Annotated in this window: 20 protein-coding genes, 1 pseudogene and 1 other annotated feature; of the genes and pseudogenes, 1 reads left to right on the top strand and 20 read right to left on the bottom strand. The window is 39.5% G+C overall.

Going from position 1 to position 22625, the window contains the following annotated elements:
- Positions 1-5: 5 nt before the first annotated feature.
- From BR73_RS0103850 to BR73_RS28115, 17 genes and pseudogenes are all read right to left on the bottom strand, one after another.
- A complete protein-coding gene (locus BR73_RS0103850) occupies positions 6-3839 on the bottom strand; it encodes a DNA-directed RNA polymerase subunit beta (protein WP_033164478.1) in 3834 nt (1277 codons plus the stop codon).
- A 442-nt stretch (positions 3840-4281) separates the two neighbouring features.
- Positions 4282-5694 carry a group II intron reverse transcriptase/maturase gene (gene ltrA / locus BR73_RS0103840; protein ID WP_033164476.1) on the bottom strand — a complete coding sequence of 471 codons (1413 nt, stop codon included), beginning with the start codon at positions 5692-5694 and terminating at the stop codon, positions 4282-4284.
- A gap of 455 nt (positions 5695-6149) precedes the next feature.
- Positions 6150-6515: a 50S ribosomal protein L7/L12 gene (gene rplL, locus BR73_RS0103835; protein WP_033164475.1), complete on the bottom strand. Its 366-nt coding sequence runs from the start codon at positions 6513-6515 to the stop codon at positions 6150-6152.
- A 52-nt stretch (positions 6516-6567) separates the two neighbouring features.
- The gene (rplJ, locus tag BR73_RS0103830; protein WP_033164474.1) at positions 6568-7062 is read right to left on the bottom strand and encodes a 50S ribosomal protein L10; all 495 of its coding nucleotides are present in this window, start codon (positions 7060-7062) and stop codon (positions 6568-6570) included.
- A 16-nt stretch (positions 7063-7078) separates the two neighbouring features.
- Positions 7079-7291: a sequence feature (ribosomal protein L10 leader region), on the bottom strand.
- Positions 7292-7347: 56 nt separating this feature from the next.
- On the bottom strand, positions 7348-8043 hold the full coding sequence (gene rplA / locus BR73_RS0103825; protein ID WP_033164473.1) for a 50S ribosomal protein L1: 696 nt from the start codon (positions 8041-8043) through the stop codon (positions 7348-7350).
- A 111-nt stretch (positions 8044-8154) separates the two neighbouring features.
- Positions 8155-8580 (bottom strand): 50S ribosomal protein L11, encoded by a 426-nt coding sequence (gene rplK, locus BR73_RS0103820; RefSeq protein ID WP_033164472.1) that lies wholly within the window; start codon positions 8578-8580, stop codon positions 8155-8157.
- A 124-nt stretch (positions 8581-8704) separates the two neighbouring features.
- Complete coding sequence (nusG, locus tag BR73_RS0103815; RefSeq protein WP_033164471.1) at positions 8705-9220, bottom strand: transcription termination/antitermination protein NusG; 516 nt, start codon at positions 9218-9220, stop codon at positions 8705-8707.
- A gap of 16 nt (positions 9221-9236) precedes the next feature.
- Entirely contained in the window at positions 9237-9446 is a 210-nt protein-coding gene (secE, locus tag BR73_RS0103810) for a preprotein translocase subunit SecE (protein ID WP_033164470.1), read from the bottom strand.
- A 71-nt stretch (positions 9447-9517) separates the two neighbouring features.
- Positions 9518-9667, bottom strand: a complete 150-nt coding sequence (gene rpmG / locus BR73_RS28120) for a 50S ribosomal protein L33 (protein WP_081848529.1) — start codon at positions 9665-9667, stop codon at positions 9518-9520.
- Between the two features lie 98 nt (positions 9668-9765).
- Positions 9766-10776, bottom strand: a complete 1011-nt coding sequence (locus BR73_RS0103805; RefSeq protein WP_033164469.1) for a LacI family DNA-binding transcriptional regulator — start codon at positions 10774-10776, stop codon at positions 9766-9768.
- A gap of 446 nt (positions 10777-11222) precedes the next feature.
- A complete protein-coding gene (locus BR73_RS0103800; protein ID WP_033164468.1) occupies positions 11223-11735 on the bottom strand; it encodes a Gx transporter family protein in 513 nt (170 codons plus the stop codon).
- Between the two features lie 124 nt (positions 11736-11859).
- Positions 11860-12903 (bottom strand): FAD:protein FMN transferase, encoded by a 1044-nt coding sequence (locus tag BR73_RS0103795; RefSeq protein WP_347463121.1) that lies wholly within the window; start codon positions 12901-12903, stop codon positions 11860-11862.
- A gap of 278 nt (positions 12904-13181) precedes the next feature.
- Complete coding sequence (locus BR73_RS0103790; RefSeq protein WP_033164466.1) at positions 13182-14195, bottom strand: hypothetical protein; 1014 nt, start codon at positions 14193-14195, stop codon at positions 13182-13184.
- Positions 14196-14292: 97 nt separating this feature from the next.
- A complete protein-coding gene (locus tag BR73_RS0103785; RefSeq protein ID WP_033164465.1) occupies positions 14293-15195 on the bottom strand; it encodes a UbiA family prenyltransferase in 903 nt (300 codons plus the stop codon).
- A 14-nt stretch (positions 15196-15209) separates the two neighbouring features.
- On the bottom strand, positions 15210-16190 hold the full coding sequence (locus BR73_RS0103780) for a polyprenyl synthetase family protein (protein WP_033164464.1): 981 nt from the start codon (positions 16188-16190) through the stop codon (positions 15210-15212).
- A complete protein-coding gene (locus BR73_RS0103775; RefSeq protein ID WP_033164463.1) occupies positions 16183-18195 on the bottom strand; it encodes an NAD(P)/FAD-dependent oxidoreductase in 2013 nt (670 codons plus the stop codon). Before BR73_RS0103775 ends, BR73_RS0103780 begins: the two co-directional genes overlap by 8 nt.
- A gap of 304 nt (positions 18196-18499) precedes the next feature.
- Positions 18500-18667: pseudogene (locus BR73_RS28115) on the bottom strand (sporulation transcriptional regulator SpoIIID); the annotation flags it as partial.
- Between the two features lie 159 nt (positions 18668-18826).
- Here BR73_RS28115 and BR73_RS0103770 point away from each other — a divergent pair.
- Positions 18827-19051 (top strand): transcriptional regulator, encoded by a 225-nt coding sequence (locus BR73_RS0103770; RefSeq protein WP_033164462.1) that lies wholly within the window; start codon positions 18827-18829, stop codon positions 19049-19051.
- 56 nt (positions 19052-19107) lie between these two features.
- Here the strand turns inward: BR73_RS0103770 and BR73_RS0103765 are convergent, their stop codons facing one another.
- From BR73_RS0103765 to ltrA (BR73_RS0103760), 3 genes are all read right to left on the bottom strand, one after another.
- Positions 19108-20574: a recombinase family protein gene (locus tag BR73_RS0103765; protein ID WP_051684941.1), complete on the bottom strand. Its 1467-nt coding sequence runs from the start codon at positions 20572-20574 to the stop codon at positions 19108-19110.
- The gene (locus BR73_RS28620; protein ID WP_156034581.1) at positions 20571-20738 is read right to left on the bottom strand and encodes a hypothetical protein; all 168 of its coding nucleotides are present in this window, start codon (positions 20736-20738) and stop codon (positions 20571-20573) included. The genes BR73_RS0103765 and BR73_RS28620 overlap by 4 nt, the downstream gene beginning before the upstream one ends.
- A gap of 231 nt (positions 20739-20969) precedes the next feature.
- A complete protein-coding gene (gene ltrA / locus BR73_RS0103760; RefSeq protein ID WP_033164413.1) occupies positions 20970-22382 on the bottom strand; it encodes a group II intron reverse transcriptase/maturase in 1413 nt (470 codons plus the stop codon).
- Positions 22383-22625 lie beyond the last annotated feature (243 nt).

Genomic DNA, 22625 nt, shown 5'->3' with positions numbered 1-22625 from the left:
GTAGACTAGTCTTCGAATTCTTCTTCCTCAATATCGCTGATTTCTACCGTCTCCTCATCAAAAGGATCAAAGAAGCTTTCTTCCTCCTCAGGTGTGGTCTCACGATATCCTGCTTCCGTATAATCTTCGTCATAACGGAAGTTGTTATCACCTTCAATTAGAGGAGTCAGATCACCTTCACCATAGTCGATATTTTCAGTCATCTTTACTTCCTGACCGCTTTCATCCAACACGATAACATCCAGCGCTAAAGACTGAAGCTCTTTTAAGAGTACCTTGAAGGATTCCGGAATTCCGGGATCGGAGATGTTCTCTCCCTTAATAATTGCTTCATAGGTCTTAACACGACCGGTAACATCATCGGATTTCACCGTAAGGATTTCCTGGAGTGTATAAGCAGCACCGTATGCTTCCAGTGCCCAAACCTCCATTTCACCGAATCTCTGTCCACCAAACTGAGCTTTACCACCAAGTGGCTGCTGTGTTACTAAGGAGTAAGGACCGGTGGAACGAGCATGAATCTTATCATCTACCAGATGGTGGAGTTTTAAGTAGTGCATGAAGCCCACTGTAACGGCTCCGTCAAAGAACTCTCCGGTTCTTCCGTCACGGAGTCTTACTTTACCGTCTCTGTTAATGGGTACACCCTTCCATTGCTCTCTGTAAGCTTTGTTATTTTCCAGATAATCCATAACCTCAGGGTCAAGGATATCATTATACTTATCTTGGAATTCCTCCCAATCGGTATTTACATAATCGTTGGCAAGCTCAAGAGTATCCATAATATCATACTCGTTTGCACCATCAAATACTGGTGTTGCTACCTTAAAGCCGAGAACCTTGGAGGCAAGGCTTAAGTGAATCTCAAGCACCTGACCGATGTTCATACGGGAAGGCACACCCAGAGGGTTAAGCACGATATCAAGAGGTCTTCCGTTGGGAAGGAAAGGCATATCTTCTGCCGGTAATACACGGGAAACAACACCCTTATTACCATGACGTCCGGCCATCTTATCACCAACCTGGATTTTTCTCTTCTGTGCAATATATACTCTAACGGTCTGATTTACTCCAGGAGAGAGTTCATCACCGTTTTCTCTTGTAAATACTTTGGCATCAACAATAATACCATACTCACCGTGAGGAACACGTAAGGAGGTATCTCTGACTTCTCTTGCTTTCTCACCGAAAATAGCACGAAGGAGTCTTTCTTCTGCCGTAAGCTCAGTTTCTCCCTTAGGAGTTACCTTACCTACCAGAATATCTCCGGCACGTACTTCCGCACCGATACGGATAATTCCGCGCTCATCCAGATCTTTTAACGCATCATCACCGACGCCTGGTACGTCTCTTGTGATTTCTTCGGGTCCTAATTTGGTATCTCTGGATTCTGCTTCATATTCTTCAATATGAACGGAGGTATATACATCCTCCTGCACCAGTCTTTCACTTAAAAGAACCGCATCTTCGTAATTGTATCCTTCCCAGGTCATAAAGCCGATAAGGGGATTCTTACCTAAAGCTAATTCACCTTGTGAAGTGGAAGGACCATCTGCAATAACCTGGCCGGCCTCTACCTTATCACCCTTAACAACGATAGGTCTCTGGTTGATACAGGTTCCCTGGTTACTTCTTGCAAATTTTAATAATTTATATGCTTTCTTCGTTCCATCATCATTTTTGATAATGATTTCCTTGGAGGTGGATTTCTCAACCACGCCTGCCTTTTCAGAAACCACACATACACCGGAGTCAACGGCTGCTTTTAACTCAATACCGGTTCCTACTACAGGAGACTCAGTAATTAATAAAGGCACGGCCTGACGTTGCATGTTAGATCCCATGAGGGCACGGTTGGCATCATCATTCTCAAGGAAAGGAATCATGGCTGTAGCAACGGAGAATACCATCTTAGGAGATACGTCCATTAAATCAATTCTTGACTTAGGGAACTCAAGGGTATCTTCTCTAAAACGACCGGATACATTTACATTTGTAAAATATCCGTTTTCATCCAGAGACTCATTTGCCTGTGCAACGACATATTTATCCTCTTCATCAGCAGTCATATAGATAACTTCATCAATAACTCTGGGATTCTTAGGATCTGTCTTATCTACCTTACGATAAGGCGCTTCAATAAATCCATACTCATTAATTCTGGCATAGGATGCTAAGGAGTTAATAAGACCGATGTTAGGGCCTTCGGGTGTCTCTACGGGACACATTCTTCCATAGTGGGAGTAATGTACGTCACGAACCTCGAAGCCGGCACGATCACGGGACAGACCGCCAGGTCCTAAGGCTGAGAGACGTCTCTTATGGGTTAATTCACCAAGAGGATTATGCTGATCCATAAACTGTGACAGCTGGGAACTACCAAAGAACTCCTTCACTGCTGCAATTACAGGTTTGATATTGATTAAGGACTGAGGGCTTACACCTTCTAAATCCTGTGTAGTCATTCTTTCTCTTACTACACGTTCCATTCTGGAAAGACCGATACGGTACTGGTTCTGAAGTAACTCACCTACCGCACGGATTCTTCTGTTTCCTAAATGGTCAATATCATCAGAGCCTCCCACTTCATATTCAAGATGAATATTGTAGTTAATGGAAGCAATGATATCATCCTTGGTTATATGTTTAGGAATCAATTCATTAATATTTCTCTTAATTGCTAATTTTATTTCTTCAATATCTTTGAATTCATCTAAGATACTCTTTAACACAGGGTAATAAACTTCTTCGGTTACCCCTAGTTCTTTTTTATCTACATCCAGATAATAGTTCAAATCCACCATCTGGTTCGTAAGTACTTTAACATTTCTTTCTTCCGCTTGTACCATTATGGAACGTACTGCAGCATTCTGAATCTCCACTGCCAGCTCTTCATTAATCGTAGTACCTGCTTCTGCTAAAATTTCACCGGTTTCCCTGTTAACAACATCTTCAGCCAGAATAGCTCCAATAACTCTGTTCTTTAAGGAAAGTTTCTTGTTGAACTTGAATCTGCCTACCTTAGCAAGGTCATATCTTCTGGGGTCAAAAAACATGCTGTTAATTAAAGACTCTGCACTTTCTACAGAAAGAGGCTCGCCGGGACGCAGCTTTTTGTACAGCTCAAGTAAACCATCCTGATAATTATCAGAAGGGTCTTTTGTAATACTGGCAAGAATCTTTGGCTCTTCACCGAAAAGTTCCTGAATTTCAATGTTGCTGCCGATTCCGAGGGCACGGATCAGTACAGTAATGGGAACTTTTCTGTTACGGTCTACACGAACGTAAAATACATCGTTGGAATCTGTTTCGTACTCCAACCAAGCTCCTCTGTTGGGGATAACAGTGGAGGAGAAGAGTTTCTTACCTATTTTGTCGTGTCCAATTGCATAATAAATTCCGGGGGAACGTACCAACTGGCTAACGATAACTCTTTCTGCTCCGTTTATTACGAAGGTTCCGGTTTCCGTCATTAAAGGCAAGTCACCCATAAAAATATCGTGTTCATTGATTTCATCGTTCTCTTTGTTGTGAAGTCTGACTTTCACCTTTAAAGGTGCAGCATAGGTAGCATCTCTTTCCTTGCACTCTTCAATTGAATATTTGACATCATCTTCGCACAGCGCAAAATCAACGAATTCTAAGCTCAAATGCCCACTGTAATCTTCTATTGGAGAAATATCTTCAAAAACTTCCTTCAGTCCTTCATCTAAAAACCACTGATAGGAATTTTTTTGAACTTCAATAAGATTTGGCATTTCCAAAACTTCTTTTTGCCTAGAATAGCTCATTCTTACGCCGTTACCAACTTTGATTGGACGTATCCTGTTTTTATCCATTGACGTTTTCACCCCTTGAGTTTTATTTTTATTTCCAGAAAGATTCTAGAATAATTTGTTTAAACCACTTTTCTTTTACACTTATATGTGCTATAATAGATATTGTAGGCATATCTTCGCACAATAGTGCATCTTTCATACTATCACAAGTTTGTCAAGATGTCAATATGTTTTTGTCCTTTTTTTCTATTCCCATGCAAAAAAGTTCCCTATCTTAAGTTTATTCCCCAATTTGATAAGTCTATACCAGGGACCCCTGTATTTTTTATGTCCTGAATTTAAATATTTCCAATTAATTTTGATTACATAAATTTTTTTATTCATTATATTAAGTTTGAAGTTCTCACTCTGAAACTTTTGCGAATCGGGTAGGAGGTAGATAATTATTTTATCTACCGACCTCCCACACCACCGTACGTACGGTTCCGTATACGGCGGTTCTTTAGTTTTCATAAACTATCAGATAATAGTCAAGCATGGATGTATATCCTAGCTTGGCTATTATTTTATTAGAAAATATCTGGTTCAGCACTTGCGCCATGCGCCAGTACCCTTTTCTACTACAGGCAAGTTCTTTGGCTCTCCAATGCTCACATCCTATGGCTCTAAGCATTCTGTACTTTGTCTTGATTTTCTTCCACTGTTTCCAATAGACCGCTCGTATTCTGCGTCTAGCCCATTCATCTATGCCTTTTAGAAGATTCTTCATATCTGCGAGTTTAAAGTACTCTATCCATCCTCTCACAAACTGTTGGTATTTATCTTCTCTCGCTGTGTTGCTCATGCCATTGTTTCGGTCTGTCAGATTTCGTATTGCGTCTTTCATCTTTGTTACGGATTTCGGATGTACTCTAAATCTGCATTTACCTCTATATCTATAGAATGTATATCCAAGATATTTAACTTTACTGATGTGCGCGACTTGCGTTTTCTTCCTATTCACTTTCAGAAATAGCCTTTTCTCAATGAATGGTATGATGTTTTCCAAGGTTCTTTCTGCACTCTTTTTGCTTTTACAGAAAATCATGCAATCATCTGCGTATCGGACAAACCTATGTCCTCTGCTTTCAAGTTCCTTGTCCAACTCATTTAGCATGATATTACTTAGCAATGGACTTAATGGTCCACCTTGTGGCATGCCGACCTCTGTTTTCTTAAACACCCCTTTTGTTATCACTCCAGCATTGAGGTATTTATGTATCAAAGAGATAACTCTGCCATCTTTGATGGTTCTTCCCAATACCTCAATCAGCTTACTCTGGCATACGGTATCAAAGAACTTTTCCAAATCCATATCAACCACATATACGTAGCCTTCGTTTACATTCTTTTGGCATTGTTTCAGTGCATCATGTGCACCTTTTTTCGGCTGAAAACCAAAACTGTTTTCTGAGAACTGCTCCTCGTAGATAGGCGTTAGTTCTTGTATGATTGCTTGTTGGATAACTCGGTCAACCACGGTTGGAACTCCAAGCTTTCTGAACTCACCTTTTGTTTCTTTTGGTATTTCTACCCTTCGAACTGGGTTTGGCTTAAATCTGCCTCCCTTTATCTCTTGAATTAAGGTGTCTTGGTTTTCCTTTAAGTAGGGCAGAAGTTCATCCACCTGCATTCCATCCGTTCCACCTGCTCCTTTATTTGATTTCACTCGCTTATATGCCTTGTTGAGGTTATCTTTTCGCAAAATCAATTCCAAGAGATTATTCATCCAATAGTTTGTGATGATACCGCTCTTTTCAGTAATCTTCCCGTAGTCGAACACTTCTGCATCCTCTTTCTGTTCCGCAGATACCATTTGCAGATAGTCTTCCATATGAAGTTGTCTGTTCTTAAATCTACTATCAGTTACTTTCATTGCTTGTACCTCCTAAAGTTCAGTCCTTCCCATATCATTTGCAACTGAAATGGTACTATGACCTCGGCTGACTTCTCGTCATTCGTTGTTACTACAAGTTTCATACTCTGTTTTCACTTGCTGACGAGATCTCCCTGGGTACCACACGTTTCTTTCTCTCCATCCATCTGCCACATTTACTACAGTTAATTCCGAGTAGTTATTGGACTTTAACTTGTATTGCAGTCTTATCCTTAACTGTAGCCTGATGTGATTTCTGTTCGTCAGACCAGAGATTTGCCTCCACCTTCCTTCAGATTCGCAGTCACCCACGACACCCTTGGTCTTGGCTGTGTCTTTCCCACTACTAGGGCAGACTAGGGACTTTCACCCATTAGAAACGTGCGCCGCCAGGCGCACAATAAAAAAGTCTGTTCTGGCATTTGTCAGAACAGACTTTTATCATTTGGTGTAAATTATTTAACTGTAACTTTAGCGCCTTCTGCTTCAAGTTTAGCTTTGATATCAGCAGCTTCGTCTTTAGATGCAGCTTCTTTTAATGTCTTAGGAGCGCCATCTACAAGGTCTTTAGCTTCTTTTAAGCCTAAGCCAGTGATTTCACGAACAACTTTGATAACCTTAACTTTGTTAGGACCGCAATCTGTTAACTCTACATCAAATTCTGTCTTCTCTTCAGCTTCTGCTGCACCAGCTGCAGGACCAGCAACTACAACACCAGCTGCTGCGGATACACCGAATTCTTCTTCACATGCTTTTACTAAATCATTTAATTCTAATACTGTTAAGCTCTTAATAGCTTCGATAAACTCTTGAGTTGTCATTTGAAAATACCTCCGTTTAATAATTTATTGTACTGAAACTAATTTTTGTTCCTTATGCCACTTCAGACTGTTTCTCAGCGATCTGCTTAAGAACACGAGCAAAGTTGGTAATAGGTGACTGTAAGCTTCCAAGTAACTTGGAAATAAGTACTTCTCTGGAAGGAATTGTTGCGATAACCTGGATACCTTTTTCATCATAGTAGGTTCCTTCAACAACACCTGCCTTGAACTCTAACTTAGGAGCAGTCTTGATTGTATCATTGATGATTCTTGCAGGAGATGTTGCATCTTCGATGCCGAAAGCTACTGCTGTAGGTCCTTCTAAGTGTTTAGCAAGACTCTCATAAGCAGTTCCTTCAAACGCACGCTTTAACAAAGTATTCTTGTATACTTTATATACAACTCCAGCTTCTCTTAACTGCTTACGAAGCTTTGTATCTTCTTCTACAGTAAGTCCACGGTAGTCAACTGCAACGATTGATTTCGCCTGATCAACATAACCTTTAATCTCATCGATAATAGGTTGTTTTAATTCTACTTTTGCCATTCTGGTATACCTCCTTATAGATTTTAAAAAATCCCTTACTGCCGGACAGTAAGGGATTCGAAAATTCGTATCTGGAACGCAGGGTAAACAGAAATATTTCTATTTATCTTAAGTTCCGTATGAATTAAAGTTCATAAGATCTTATGATCTTAAAAACCATTCCCTCGGTAGGCGTTTTCTCCTTATGCCTTACGGCACCTACTGTCTACGGCAGTTATTGCTAACGTATTGTAACATTAATCTATTATAGTGTCAACCATAAATTAAAATCTTTTGCAAAAAATATTACTGAGCAAGCTTAGCTGTATTTAATTTTACACCAGGTCCCATAGTGGAAGACAGTGTAACGCTTTTTAAATACTGACCCTTTGCTGCAGAAGGTTTTGCTTTATTGATTGCACCAATAAGCGTCTGGAAGTTGTCCGCTAATTGATCTTCGCTAAAAGAAGCTTTTCCCAACGGCACGTGAATGATATTTGTCTTGTCTAATCTGTATTCAATCTTACCAGCTTTGATTTCCTTAACAGCCTTTGTTACATCCATAGTAACAGTTCCAGCTTTAGGGTTAGGCATTAAGCCCTTAGGTCCGAGTACACGTCCTAAACGTCCTACTACACCCATCATATCAGGAGTTGCAACAACTACGTCAAAGTCAACCCAGCCATCGTTCTGGATTTTAGGCACTAATTCTTCTCCGCCTACGTAATCTGCTCCGGCTGCTTCAGCTTCTGTAAGCTTGTCACCCTTTGCAAATACTAAAACTTTAACATCTTTACCAGTTCCGTGGGGAAGAACAACTGCACCACGTACCTGCTGATCAGCGTGACGACCGTCAACACCAAGTCTGATATGAGCTTCTACTGTTTCATCAAATTTAGCAACTGCTGTTTTCTTAACTAAGCCGATAGCAGCATCTGCATCATAAAGAACAGCCCTGTCGATAAGCTTTGCAGCTTCTGCGTATTTCTTTCCTCTTTTCATTACATTACCTCCTAGTGGTATTATCGGGAGCTTAAAGAATCTGTTCTTTTCGCTAAACAGTTCCATCATGGAATATAAAACCTTCCATTACCCTCCCACACTTAAAATAAATTAGTCAACTACAGTGATTCCCATACTTCTTGCAGTACCTGCAATCATACTGGTTGCTGTTTCAATATTAGCTGCATTTAAATCAGGCATCTTTAATTCTGCGATTTTCTGAACTTCAGCTCTTGTGATTGTAGCAACTTTAGTCTTGTTAGGAACAGCTGAACCGGACTTTAAATTGCAAGCTTTCTTTAACAATATAGCAGCGGGAGGAGTCTTAGTGATAAAGCTGAAGCTTCTATCCGCATATACTGTGATAACTACAGGGATGATCATTCCTTCCTGATCTGCAGTTCTTGCATTAAATTCCTTTGTAAACTGCACAATGTTAACACCGTGCTGACCTAAAGCAGGTCCTACGGGCGGTGCAGGTGTTGCCTTTGCAGCGGGAATCTGTAATTTAATATATCCTGTAACTTTCTTTGCCATTATAGCATACCTCCTGAATTTGTGGTTTTATCGGGATTGCCCTCCCACCATCCGGTTTTTTGCAATAGAAGTATTTTCTACCGGATGCGTTTGTTTACAGTTTGTAACTATTCAGTAATAGTCACTACATTTTCCTGATATCCGTGAAACTGATCTCGACAGGAGTTTCACGGCCAAACATATCGACACTGATTGTAACGATCTGTTTGTGAGTATTAATCTGCTTAATGATGCCAGTTGTATTTTCCCACACACCGGAAACAACCTCCACCATATCACCGATTTCAAAATCAATAACAACATCATCTTTTTTGATTCCCATGGCCTTCATTTCTAAGTCCGTTAAGGGAACCGGTTTGGAGCCAGGACCGACAAATCCGGTAACGCCGCGGGTATTACGCACAACGTACCAGGTATCGTCGTTCATTTCCATGTTAAGTAAAACATATCCAGGGAACAACTTCTTCTGAACTTTTTTCTTAACACCGTTCTTTACTTCAATAACATCCTGAAGGGGAACGGATACCTCTAAGATTTGATCTTGAAGCTTTCTGTTTTCAATTGTTTTCTCAATGTTGGCTTTAACCTTATTCTCATATCCTGAGTAAGTATGAACAACGTACCAATTCGTCTTTGACATATGACCACCTTTATTTCTATTTAATAATAAATCCGAATCCGAACTTAATGATAACATCAAGTAGAGATATTATTAAACCTAAAGCAACAGATGCTACTAAAACAGCTGTTGACTGCTTTACAAGGGTTTCTTTGTCAGGCCAGGCGATTTTTGAGAATTCAGCTTTCAGTCCTGAGAACTTGCTTTTCTTTGGAGCCTTTTCTGTTGTAGTTAAGTTTTCTCCCATATTCTCTTATCCTTTCCTATCAGTATAACCGGTTTAACCCGGCAGATAACTGATGAGACTATTCGATTCCGTTATTTTGTTTCTTTGTGTGTTGTGTGTGATTTGCAGAACTTGCAATATTTCTTTGTTTCCATTCTGTCTGGATGTGCTTTCTTTTCTTTTGTCGTATTATAATTACGTTGTTTGCACTCCGTACATGCCAATGTGATCTTTACGCGCACAGCTTCCACCTCCGCTTGAAATTTAAATTTAAAATTTTAGGCATAAAAAAAAGACCTCTTCCATCGCCAATCTACTATAACATACTTATGAGTTCCAGTCAATGAATTTTTTTTACAGTTCCACCCTCTATCAGACTAACACCAAGGCTGATAGAATCCAGGGATGTGGTCATTGGACTTTCAATCAGATTGATGAGCTGCCTGGCAGCCTCTGAACCCAGCTTGTCCGTATCCTGTTTCACTGTGGTTAACTTAGGCTCGATTGCCTGTGATACAGAGACTCCGTCGTAACCGGCAACGGATATATCCTCCGGTACCTTAAGTCCCATTTTCTTCGCACAGTTCATAACCCCCATGGCTGCATAATCATCCGGAGCTATGATACAGGTAGGCGGATCAGGCAGAAAGATAAGGCTCTTTGCCAGCTCTTCGCATTTCTCCGCATTCCGATAGATTCCCTCCACCAGATACTCTTCCTTTACTATCAACCCGTTTTCTCTCATGGTATTGTGAAAACTGACCAGGCGGTTATGGGTAACAGAAGACATACTGCCATGGATATAAGCGATTTTACTGTGGCCTGAATCTATAATATATTGTGTAAGCTGCTTCATTCCGTCATAGTTATCTGACAATACGGATATCACTTCATTAAATACCTGGTCAATGGTCACAGCCGGGAAAGAACTGTTAACCAGCTCTATAACCTCTGTCTCATTAAAATCCGCACAGACAATAAATACACCGTCAAAATCACGATACCTGCAATGCTCCAGATAACTCATCTTACGCTTACCTATATTATGCTCAATAAAAGTTATATCATATCCTTTCAGGGCGGCTTTTTCCTTGAAGGCCGCAAGAATATGAGCGAAATATTCATTTCGCATTCCGTAATTAAACAGAGTGGAAAATAACACTCCGATATTATATGTCTTTTTTGATTTCGGTGCCTTTCCGCTGTCTGCTGACAGATATCCCAGCTCCACTGCCGCTTTTTTTATTTCTTCTCTTTTATCGTCACTGATATCACGATATCCGTTTAAGGCCTTACTGACAGTCGAAGTTGATACACCGCATTTATTTGCAATATCTTTAATGGTAGCCATATCTTATCACCACTTTTTATAATTTATTTAGATTGCGTTTGAATTTGCTTACTCTGTGCTGAGTGTTCCGCTTATGTGAAGGGGCAAGGCGCTGTTTAAGGCTTGTAATGTTTCTACATACTCCAAAAAGTGCAATGCTGTATACTGCAAAGCAAAACAGTCAGAACAATATCATGGGTTTCCAGACTCGTCCTAATCAGGTGCAGCATAATAATTATATCTGCCCATAAGACGTAGTAAACTTCAATTTAATTTATATATTATATAACAGGTGATTATTTTTCAAGTAAAATCGATTTTCTTCCTACGTAATAACCTGAAGATATTCAACAGTACATATTAATCAAATACACTTTTTAGAAAGTATTCTTTTCATGATGTATAATTCCAAAGATAATTTATCCAAAAGGCGTGATCATCTATCATATCCGCATCCAAAGCTACTCCTATCCAAGAGTATTCTTAAGCCTGAGCTGAGCTTTTAATAGTATTCCACCCAGTATTCCAATTAAAACTCCTGTAACAGTACCGGCAATCAATAATACCGGCAGATAATATATTACGCTTGAGGTCTTTAACATAAGCCCTGCCACAAAAATCTGACCAATATTATGCGCGATACCGCCAGCCAGGCTGACTCCTATCATACTAAATCCCTTTATTCTCTTTAACAGGCACATTACCAGCCAGCTGAGGATTCCCCCTGCCAGACTGTAGAGCAGAGCTGCCATATTTCCAAAGGTAAATCCCACCAACACCACCCGGACACAGGAGATAAAGAAGGCATCCTTGGGCCCCATTGCATAGAGGGCAGTAAGCACTACAATATTGGCAAGCCCAAGCTTTATACCCGGTATACCAAGAGATATGGGAACAAGCACCTCAACAAAACTAAATACAAACGCAAGGGCTACGAATATACCGTAGTATGCCACCTTACCGGCTACGGATTTTTTCATTTTAACCTCTATTCTTGCGCACGCTTTTTGCGTATACCAAGTTTGTGGTGCGCAAGCACAAACTTGCGGTTGAAAAATTTATTTTTCAACCTAACTCCCATCTGTGCACTTTGACGCACCTACTTTATTCTCTGATATACTTTTCAAAACCAGAGCTGTATTTTAAGTCACCGTTTTTAAATACCCATAAGGCTTCAATATCAGGGTGTGCTTCTACAAATTTTACGCCATCCTCATAGGACATGTTAAAGATTGCTTTGGTATAGGCATCCGCCATTCCTGAATCTTTGCAGACAATTGAGACTGCCGTAAAATAAGTGGAAGGCATCAGTGTTGCCGGGTCTATTATATGATGGTATTTCACACCGTCTACCATGTAGAAGCGTTCATAATCACCACTGGATACCAGTGAGGCTTCGGTTAAATTTAATATATAAAGATTAGCCTGTTCGCTGGTCAGGTCCGGGTTCTGGATTCCTACACGCCAGGGATCACCTTTACCGTCCCTGCTTCCGATTACTCTTACATTTCCGCCTACACTTACCATGCCGTTAACAAAACCATTCTCTTCGGCATACTGGCATACCTTTTCAGTGGCATAACCTTTTCCTACTCCTCCCACATCAAGGGACATTTCAGGGTCCTTTAAATATACGGTTGATTCTTCTTCATTGATAATCATATCCTCTATATTGGTATTCTGATTCTTTTCTTCCAGCAATTCCATAGGAGGAACTTTTGCTTTTTCCGGATTGTCTATTCCTTCTTCCCTGTACTCATGCCATACTTTGAGCACTGCACCCAGGGCTATATTCAATTTTCCGTCAGTTTCTTTGTATGCCTCTTTGGCATAGGAGAGCATATCTATAATTTTCTTATCCACCTTAACGGGTTTTATTCCTGCATTGTCATTAATGGTCTTTATATTATTAATCCCTTCATAATCGTTATAAATATCATAAAGCTCATGATATACCTTAAGCTCATCATAGATCATCTGGGCATATTTGTCGAAGTCTTCTTTGTTGTCTGCATAGCCGACAATTTTTGTTACCGTATTAAACAAAACCAGAAACTCTGCCTGATATCTTTTCTGCTCGGACGCACAGGAGGTGAGGGTAATTACATTTACCAATATTAATACAATCGCTATAAGCCTCTTTCCCACGTTGTTCTCCATTCTACATTAATATATACGTTTTGCTTATATATAAGCTTTACCTTTACATAAGTTTTGTCTATACTATCTGTTTGTTGTAAGGTTCCTATATTATATATTAATTATTTTTCCTTGTAAATTTGTTTGTTATAGATGCTACGTTTTAGTTTTCATAATTATTTTGGAAAAACGATAATGTAAGTGTTTTTATTCTCTGCGTTCTTTTCATTCGTTAAAATAGGGAGGTAGTAGAACTACCTCCCCAAAATATAGTCTGTTAACTTAAATTATTTAGCGTTAGTTGCAGCTTTTTCAACAATACCCATGAAAGGAGCTATGTGTACTGTTACAGAGCTTGCAAGATCTGCATCGCCAGTTTTTCCTTCTTCATTAACAGATAAACCTTTAACTTCATCAGCAGTTTTTCCAACTACGAATTTAGCAAATGAGTTAGCCTGCTCAAACCACTCTTTGCCGATACCAGAAGCTGATTTCATACCATAAGCATCTTTTAATTCCTGCTTAGACTGAACTTCTGCATTGATATCGCTTGTAATAACACCTTCAGTACTGAAATTTACATCAGCAATAGAAGCATCAATTGCACAGCTTGTAATCTTGTTGGAAGAATCTACAGTTACTGCAGAGTAGAAAGCATAAGCTTCTGCTAAACCATCTCCTTCAGCAGATGCATCTTTGGACTTATCAGCTGTTGTTGTAGTTCCAAGACCTAATTTATCACCGGATTTAGCACCTAAATCCTGAGCGTTGGATACAGCTTTGGAAACAACTGCTACGAAATCACCAATATGTACAGTTACAGAAGAAGCAAGGTCAGCATCACCAGCTTTTCCTTCTTCGTTGATAGAGATACCTTTTACTTCATCTAAAGTCTTGCCTTTAACAAACTCAGCAAAGGAATTAGCCTGCTCATACCACTCTTTACCAATACTGGAAGCAGCTTTCATACCATAAGCATCTTTTAATTCCTGCTTTGTCTGAAAACCAGCAGCAAGATCTGTTGTAATCTTTCCTTCTTTTGAGAAGTTGATGTTTGTCTGAGCTGCATCAAGTTTACAATCAATAATCTTGTTGTCAGCGCCTACTGTTACAGCAGCGATGTAGGAATATGCCTGAGCTAATCCATCCTCATCTCCTGCATTTGTTGATCCAGCTACTGATGTTACAATACCAAGACCAGTCTTAATTGCTTCCCCACCTTTGGATTCGCTCTTACCGCATGCGGTGAGTGTGGTAAATACAAGTGCTAAGCTTAGTACAAGTGCTAAACTTTTTTTCATATTTTTTGTCCTCCATAAATTTATTTTTTATTTTAATATCAGCATTGCTGATAAAAATAAACCGAAATACTACACACTTAAACAACAAGTGAGTACCTTAGGGAAGCAGGGTACTGATAAAGATCAGTATAGTCAGGCTTCCCATAATAATTATATAATTTTTGATTGATAGTATAAAGGTTTCACTCTTGCTCTGCTTATCTTTAAAAGCCTTGATATTCTTCCCTACAGGATATATCGTCAATAAGGATATCAGACATAGGGGTGATAATATTTTAACAATTGACATTACAATAACCGAAAGATAGCAGGCATAATAAAGAAAACCAAACAGGTCTAATGATCTCCTGCCAATATAGTAAGGCAGCGTGTGCCTTTTTACTCTTATATCTTTTTCTACATCACAAATATTGTTGGCCAGCATTATGTTCGCCGTACAGCAGAAGGGAATCACTGAAAACAGCAGAACTGCCAGGATTGGCATTATTTTAACACTTAAATTTATCTCTTTAAGGCTTATGCTGTAAGTTAAAAATGTACCTTCCGGAGTGTTGATATAAAACATCAGGAACGGAATAAATAATCCGTAGAAAATACCTGATAACAATTCTCCCAGTGGCTGTCTTGATATAGGAACAGGCCCATAGGTATAAAAAATACCGCACAGGAAACATACAGCTCCAATCGCAAGCACTACCAGGCCATTTTTCCAAGCCAGATAAAGTCCTAATAAAGCACCAATAAATAATAAAATATATATTATATGCAACGCGGTCTTTCTGTTAAAGGGAAGTTTCTGATCCCCCGCCTTTGTATCAATATAATTATTGATGGCCGTTGTTGCAAGATCCAGCAAAAACATAGAACAAAAAAACACCAGTGTGTTTATGATGCTGATTTCCTGCTCCTTATAGAGCAGGAGACCAAGAGACATCAGGAACGCAAAAAGACTGGTTATCTTGGTCCGGATTTCAACATAGTCCAAAAACCTTTTTATCATGTCTTTTCGCTCCTTTAGCTATTACGGGATGCTTTGTTTAAAAGTTCGATAAGCTTATCCTTTTTCGCTGAAGTAATCGTTAATTCCTCTATTACTTTCATAGACTTCTTATAATATTTCTCAACCATCAGCTTCGTTATCTTAAGTCCGCCGGATTTCTCCACTGCCGTGTTGATTTCCTGTCTGGTAATATTCTTATCTTTCGCCTTCTTCTTAAAGTCTGTCAGGTTCCTAAGAGCATGGATCAGAGGAAGGGTTATAACACCTTGTTCATAGTCGGATTGTACCGGCTTAAGGCTTACTTCCTTGGTAGATTCAAAATCCATACAATCATCTGTCAGCTGAAAGATCATACCTACATAAAAACCTAATTGTCTGTAACTTCCGCATTCTTTCCTGTCATAATCACCAAAGACAGCGCCTGCATAAAACGATGCTTCAAATAACGCAGCTGTCTTACCGGAGATAATCTTAAGGTACTGATACACAGATAAGTTCAGATTATAGTTGTTAATATGCTGTTCCAGCTCACCGGTACATATTTTACCGGCATAGTCAGGTAATGCAATTTTAAGATATTTATCTTTGTCTTCTACACTTGCCGCCAGTATCAGTGCTGCACAGAGAAGATAATCACCGCAAATAACTGCGGTCTTCTTTCCAAACTTCTTCTGCAGAGTTACTTCTCCCCTACGCAGATCCGCATCATCAATTACGTCATCATGCACAAGAGTTGCCAGGTGGAGCACTTCAATTGCCGCAGCTATCTTAACGGCTCCGGGGTGCACCAGCCCTTCCTCATTCTCGCTGCAGGTAATAACCGATGCAGCGCGAATATATTTTCCTCTGGAGGAAAGAAGGTGAGTGGTATATTGCCTAACCGTCCTGGGAGCTTTGGTAATAACAGTCTCCATTTCCTGAAGCACCGCTTCAAAGGCTTCAGAAGCGGGTATCAGAACAGTCTCATCCTTGCTGTTTATTTTTTCATTAGTCATTATAAATGTACAACTTTCTTACGATAGGTAACTTCTTCCACCATTTTTTAAGACCGGGCATAGCATAGTAATCTAAACCTAAGGTTCTTCCTGCACCGATTAACAGAGCAACTCCACCGAAAAGCATCCAGAAATTACTTAAGTAAAGACCTGTTGTGCATACGAACATGAACTGAAGTACTAAAGATACCAAAGCTGCAGGTCCGGTCAACAGTCCGCCCATTAAAGCAAGACCAATTAAAATTTCAGCTACTACGATGAATATCTGCATAAACATCTGCATGCCATTATAGGGAAGGATTAAATGGTTAACAAACCAGTTCATTAATGGTATATCTAATTTAAATGCATAATCACTTATAGTAGATTCTGCAAGACCCTTGCCGCTTACAAATATAAATCTGATCAGACCTAAGAAGTCAAAGTTCATGATTACATGGCCTAAAGCTTCAGCTGCACCTTCTGTTCCACCGGCTGCTGTAGCAGAAGAGGTTGCGTCTGCTGCACCAGAAGCGGCTGCTGTTGTTACTGCAGTTGCTGCAGAGGTAGCGGCTGCAGAAGCACCATTTAAAATGCTGTCATACCAGGAATTAGCACCGCCAAAGAAGCCAGTAAGCTTAGCCGTTTTAAACCAGCCCTCAACTATCTTCATGACGCCTTCGAATACCCATACAGCACCAAGCCATACTCTTAAAGGTACAAGCAGGAAACTGGGGGTTCTGTTGGAGAAATGTCCTCCCACGAAGCTTCTGCAGTTTCTAACGGTAAAGAATTCATGTTTTAAGTAACTGAATACTTTATTCCAGCCAAGTACCTGGATAAAGTAAACGATATTGATAAAATGCTTTGTGAACATGGCAAAGAAAGAAGCCAGACTGAACATATGCTTCGGTGTTCCTACCTGAGCAACACCATATCTTCCTCCTATACTTACCATAACACCATGGAAAGAAGGCTTATAAACTTCCATCTCTCCCTGGCCTCTGAGGGAACATGCAACATTGTGAGCTATTACATCTGCACACTGCTCGCAATTTTCTACCATCTGAGGAACGGGACGCTCTTCACCTTCCGGAACGAAATACATATTATCTCCGGCGATGAATACTTTCTCATCCTTGCTGGAACGTAAGTAACTGTCAACCTGGATACGGGCACCTCTGGTAAGCTCAAGATCTTTTCCTGCTTCCTGGGTAATATCGGCACTCTGAATACCAGCTGCCCAGATTACGGTTCCAGCTGTATAGTGATTTACTTTATCATTCTGTTTTAATTCAATGAAATCACTGCCCACTTCAGAAACAGTTGCATTCATTATTAAAGTTACGCCCATCTTCTCAAGACGTCTTGCCACCTTAGCGGAAAGCTTCTCTGTAAGATTGGGAATAACACGGCTTAAACCGTCTACATCAAAAAGTGTTACTTCACTTCTGTCAATTTCGTACTTCTCGCAAAGGAAGGGAACATATTCTGCCAGTTCTCCCACCATTTCCACACCTGTAAAACCTGCACCTACTACATAAAAGCTTAAAAGCTTCTTTCTCTCTTCGATATTTGTTTCACAAGCAGCCTGGCGAAAAAGGTTATGAATACGGTCTTTTAGTATAACTGCATCCTCATAAGACCATAATTTAAAGGAGTGCTCCTCTGCTCCGGGAACTCCGTAAAAGGTAGGTTTGGAACCAGCTGCAAGAACTAGGATATCATATTGATAATCGCCTGCATTTCCTACAACTTTTTTACTTTCAAAGTTGATTGAAGTAACGGTATCATGAACTACCTTAACTTTTCTTCCGGCAAAAACCTTCTTAAGACTTATCTTGATACTATCTTCATCCACGCGGCTTGCCGCTACTTCATGGAGTTCAGTAAGCATTGTATGAAAAGGGTTTTTGTCTATAATTGTAATGGTTACTTCGGGATTTTTTTTGAATTTCTTGGCTAATTTTTTCGCTGTCAGAATACCTGAATATCCGGCACCGACGATAACAATATTTTTCTCCATTTTGTTCTCCTTTGCTAATTTACAGATGCATTGTATCAAATAAACATTGATTCGTCAACTATATTTGTCAGTTTGTTAATTTCTTAATAAAGATTATCAGAATGCAACTGTATTTCTTCCAATACCTAACAATTTTATATAATTTTACTTGATTTAATCACATTAAATTATATCATACCTATAAGAAAAATCAATTATATATATCTACCTATATTTATTAATTGCCAAAAAAGCCCTTCTGTTTTAAGAAGAGCTTTTCCTTATGGGGAATTATAGTTATTTCTAATTAATAGACTACTACTCATTAGTATGCTTGACTATATTTCGTTTTATGTAAATACTTTTCTTTTGTGGCTAAACCGCCTCTGATATGCCTTTCAGATTTGTTTAAATCCAGCACGATTCTTGCCCGATCTGCAAGCGTAGGATTAAGCTGCCCTAAACGTTCTGTAACATCTTTATGTACAGGTGTAACAATTATGAATGTAAAACGTATTTATGTGGCATACTGATAAAGCAACAATGGATTTCTAATTTTTTGTCGAATGATTTGCTCTATAAGCAAGATATTCGCATTTACATCTTTTATAATCAAATTGTTGCTATATTTTAGAAAAACGGAGTGATACATATGAAAAATCTTATCGGCGATCGGGTTAGAGAAGCAAGATATAAGAAAAACCCGAAAATAACACAAGTTGACTTGCTTGCCAGACTGGCTATACGAGGTGTCTATATGGAGAGCACCTCCATATCTAAGATCGAATCCTATAAGCGGCCGGTAACAGACATCGAACTGGTAGCATTGGCAGACTCTCTAAATGTAAGTATTCTGTGGCTCTTAAATAAAGAGTGATGTAAAATCCAAACCAAAACTGCACATACCTTAAATAACGGGTATGTGCAGCTTGGTTAAAAAAGATTCCTTTTAAGATAAATATCAACATTTCCTTCGTCATCAGCTTCAAGTCTGTCGAGAATACGCCGCAGGTTCACATTATCAGAAAAAACTTCTTTTACATAGAATTCAGGATTGCATTTTGGTGGCGGTGAAGGATTATCCTTTCCCTCTGTCTCCTGCAATTGATTATTTAATTTTTGAATCTCATCAGCAAGATTATATGTCCTCTCCCGTAATTCTTCCATTGAGATAATTTCTTTCGTATAAAGCTCTATGTACTTTTGACGCTGCTTGTCTTTTTTACTGATTTCACTTTGAATCTTTTCCTTATTATAGTAATCAGAAGAACCTGCCCCACTATAACAGCAATCTGACAAAGTACGCAGAGCATTAGGACTTTGCCTGATTATATCCGTCAAGCCGTTAATAAGCGCTTCAAGCAGCTCCTCTTCCCGGATTGTTATATTATTACAGCAGCTTTGAGTTCCGTTCATATTACGGGTGCTGCATACCCAGGTTACCACAGGTGTTTTATAATTCCTGGTAAGTCTTCTGAAATAGCCTCCGCAATGGTCACATCTGATAAGCTGGCTGAAGGGGTGTTTATTTGACTCCCTGCTCTTTTTAAGCTCTTTGTCCTTATTCCTCTTATTCTTTATTTCCTGTGCCTTCTGAAACACCTCATCATCTACAATCCGAAATTCCGGCTTATAGGTAATCTGCCATTGTTCCTTATCCAAAGCCCTTCTTTTACCAGTCAGAAAGTCTTCTATCTCCTCTTTTCCATTTATTATCTTTCCTGTATATATCTCATTGCCAAGTAAACGGCATATCCCAATCTGACTCCAGGAACAGCCCCTTTTAGTCTTGATCTCCTCCGCATTAAGTATGTCCGCAATTTTACCTGCCCCTTTTCTCTGTTGAGTATACAGGGTAAAAATACGCTTGACTATTTCCGCTTCTTTTTCGTTGATTCTAAGCTCGAAGTAATCTCCCGGGATTTTATCATAGCCATAAATGAGATTCGGTACTCTTCCAAGCCTTGCATTCTGCTTTTTCCCAAACCTGACCCGCTTAGAGGTATTGGCACTTTCCTCCTGTGCTATGGCACTTAACATGGTCAGCATAAACTCTGAGCTTTCCGAGGAGGTCTGATCATAATTAACAAAGATTACTTTAATTCCCTTTGATTTTAATCTGCGGATACTGGTAAGGAAGTCAACGGTATTTCTAGCCAGTCTTGAGATATCCTTTATCAGAACCAGATCAAAGGCATTCTGAGATGCATCCGCCAGCAATCTAAGCAGCTGGGTTCGGTTTTTCATCTTTGTACCGCTCTTCCCCTCATCTGCATAGATATTCACCAGCTCATAACCGTTCCTTTCTGCATAATCCTGGAAAAACTTCTGTTGGCTTTCCAAACTGTCAAGCTGCTCTTCTCTTTTTGTTGATACTCTGCAGTATGCCGCTGCCCTCAAAAAAAGTCATCCCTTTCTGTCCCCTGTTTATGTTTATTCCCAATTACTTCTTTTATAATTTCAACCAGATATTTAGCAGTACGTGCTTTAGGGTCAGTATTATGGAAAGTAACTTTTAATTTTTTTCTCCCAGCCAGTTGTTTCTCTTGTTTTAATTGTTTCATTTTTCCAGCCAATTGTTTTTATTTAATCTTATGACAACTCTTTCTGCGATATGTTTATTTTGCGGACAAATTTACACCAGTAAAATTATCTCAGTCAATGCAGTTTACTCCATTCCTGCTCCGGTTATCGTCGGATTGTAAAAGAATATAAAATCGGGTAGGAGGTAGATAATTATTTTATCTACCGACCTCCCACACCACCGTACGTACGGTTCCGTATACGGCGGTTCTTTAGTTTTCATAAACTATCAGATAATAGTCAAGCATGGATGTATATCCTAGCTTGGCTATTATTTTATTAGAAAATATCTGGTTCAGCACTTGCGCCATGCGCCAGTACCCTTTTCTACTACAGGCAAGTTCTTTGGCTCTCCAATGCTCACATCCTATGGCTCTAAGCATTCTGTACTTTGTCTTGATTTTCTTCCACTGTTTCCAATAGACCGCTCGTATTCTGCGTCTAGCCCATTCATCTATGCCTTTTAGAAGATTCTTCATATCTGCGAGTTTAAAGTACTCTATCCATCCTCTCACAAACTGTTGGTATTTATCTTCTCTCGCTGTGTTGCTCATGCCATTGTTTCGGTCTGTCAGATTTCGTATTGCGTCTTTCATCTTTGTTACGGATTTCGGATGTACTCTAAATCTGCATTTACCTCTATATCTATAGAATGTATATCCAAGATATTTAACTTTACTGATGTGCGCGACTTGCGTTTTCTTCCTATTCACTTTCAGAAATAGCCTTTTCTCAATGAATGGTATGATGTTTTCCAAGGTTCTTTCTGCACTCTTTTTGCTTTTACAGAAAATCATGCAATCATCTGCGTATCGGACAAACCTATGTCCTCTGCTTTCAAGTTCCTTGTCCAACTCATTTAGCATGATATTACTTAGCAATGGACTTAATGGTCCACCTTGTGGCATGCCGACCTCTGTTTTCTCAAACACCCCTTTTGTTATCACTCCAGCATTGAGGTATTTATGTATCAAAGAGATAACTCTGCCATCTTTGATGGTTCTTCCCAATACCTCAATCAGCTTACTCTGGCATACGGTATCAAAGAACTTTTCCAAATCCATATCAACCACATATACGTAGCCTTCGTTTACATTCTTTTGGCATTGTTTCAGTGCATCATGTGCACCTTTTTTCGGCTGAAAACCAAAACTGTTTTCTGAGAACTGCTCCTCGTAGATAGGCGTTAGTTCTTGTATGATTGCTTGTTGGATAACTCGGTCAACCACGGTTGGAACTCCAAGCTTTCTGAACTCACCTTTTGTTTCTTTTGGTATTTCTACCCTTCGAACTGGGTTTGGCTTAAATCTGCCTCCCTTTATCTCTTGAATTAAGGTGTCTTGGTTTTCCTTTAAGTAGGGCAGAAGTTCATCCACCTGCATTCCATCTGTTCCACCTGCTCCTTTATTTGATTTCACTCGCTTATATGCCTTGTTGAGGTTATCTTTTCGCAAAATCAATTCCAAGAGATTATTCATCCAATAGTTTGTGATGATACCGCTCTTTTCAGTAATCTTCCCGTAGTCGAACACTTCTGCATCCTCTTTCTGTTCCGCAGATACCATTTGCAGATAGTCTTCCATATGAAGTTGTCTGTTCTTAAATCTACTATCAGTTACTTTCATTGCTTGTACCTCCTAAAGTTCAGTCCTTCCCATATCATTTGCAACTGAAATGGTACTATGACCTCGGCTGACTTCTCGTCATTCGTTGTTACTACAAGTTTCATACTCTGTTTTCACTTGCTGACGAGATCTCCCTGGGTACCACACGTTTCTTTCTCTCCATCCATCTGCCACATTTACTACAGTTAATTCCGAGTAGTTATTGGACTTTAACTTGTATTGCAGTCTTATCCTTAACTGTAG

Origin of the sequence: Clostridium sp. KNHs205 (assembly GCF_000702945.1) — a bacterium.
In the GTDB taxonomy this organism is placed as follows: Bacteria; Bacillota; Clostridia; order Lachnospirales; family Lachnospiraceae; genus Anaerocolumna.
Note: the sequence above shows the minus strand (reverse complement) of the source record. Positions and strands in the feature narration are given on the sequence as shown.

Coding starts and splice junctions, on each gene's coding strand:
- BR73_RS0103850 (WP_033164478.1), bottom strand. CDS start 3,839: ATGGATAAAAACAGGATACGTCCAATCAAAGTTGGTAACGGCGTAAGA.
- ltrA (WP_033164476.1), bottom strand. CDS start 5,694: ATGAAAGTAACTGATAGTAGATTTAAGAACAGACAACTTCATATGGAA.
- rplL (WP_033164475.1), bottom strand. CDS start 6,515: ATGACAACTCAAGAGTTTATCGAAGCTATTAAGAGCTTAACAGTATTA.
- rplJ (WP_033164474.1), bottom strand. CDS start 7,062: ATGGCAAAAGTAGAATTAAAACAACCTATTATCGATGAGATTAAAGGT.
- rplA (WP_033164473.1), bottom strand. CDS start 8,043: ATGAAAAGAGGAAAGAAATACGCAGAAGCTGCAAAGCTTATCGACAGG.
- rplK (WP_033164472.1), bottom strand. CDS start 8,580: ATGGCAAAGAAAGTTACAGGATATATTAAATTACAGATTCCCGCTGCA.
- nusG (WP_033164471.1), bottom strand. CDS start 9,220: ATGTCAAAGACGAATTGGTACGTTGTTCATACTTACTCAGGATATGAG.
- secE (WP_033164470.1), bottom strand. CDS start 9,446: ATGGGAGAAAACTTAACTACAACAGAAAAGGCTCCAAAGAAAAGCAAG.
- BR73_RS0103805 (WP_033164469.1), bottom strand. CDS start 10,776: ATGGCTACCATTAAAGATATTGCAAATAAATGCGGTGTATCAACTTCG.
- BR73_RS0103800 (WP_033164468.1), bottom strand. CDS start 11,735: ATGAAAAAATCCGTAGCCGGTAAGGTGGCATACTACGGTATATTCGTA.
- BR73_RS0103790 (WP_033164466.1), bottom strand. CDS start 14,195: ATGAAAAAAAGTTTAGCACTTGTACTAAGCTTAGCACTTGTATTTACC.
- BR73_RS0103785 (WP_033164465.1), bottom strand. CDS start 15,195: ATGATAAAAAGGTTTTTGGACTATGTTGAAATCCGGACCAAGATAACC.
- BR73_RS0103780 (WP_033164464.1), bottom strand. CDS start 16,190: ATGACTAATGAAAAAATAAACAGCAAGGATGAGACTGTTCTGATACCC.
- BR73_RS0103775 (WP_033164463.1), bottom strand. CDS start 18,195: ATGGAGAAAAATATTGTTATCGTCGGTGCCGGATATTCAGGTATTCTG.
- BR73_RS0103770 (WP_033164462.1), top strand. CDS start 18,827: ATGAAAAATCTTATCGGCGATCGGGTTAGAGAAGCAAGATATAAGAAA.
- BR73_RS28620 (WP_156034581.1), bottom strand. CDS start 20,738: ATGAAACAATTAAAACAAGAGAAACAACTGGCTGGGAGAAAAAAATTA.
- ltrA (WP_033164413.1), bottom strand. CDS start 22,382: ATGAAAGTAACTGATAGTAGATTTAAGAACAGACAACTTCATATGGAA.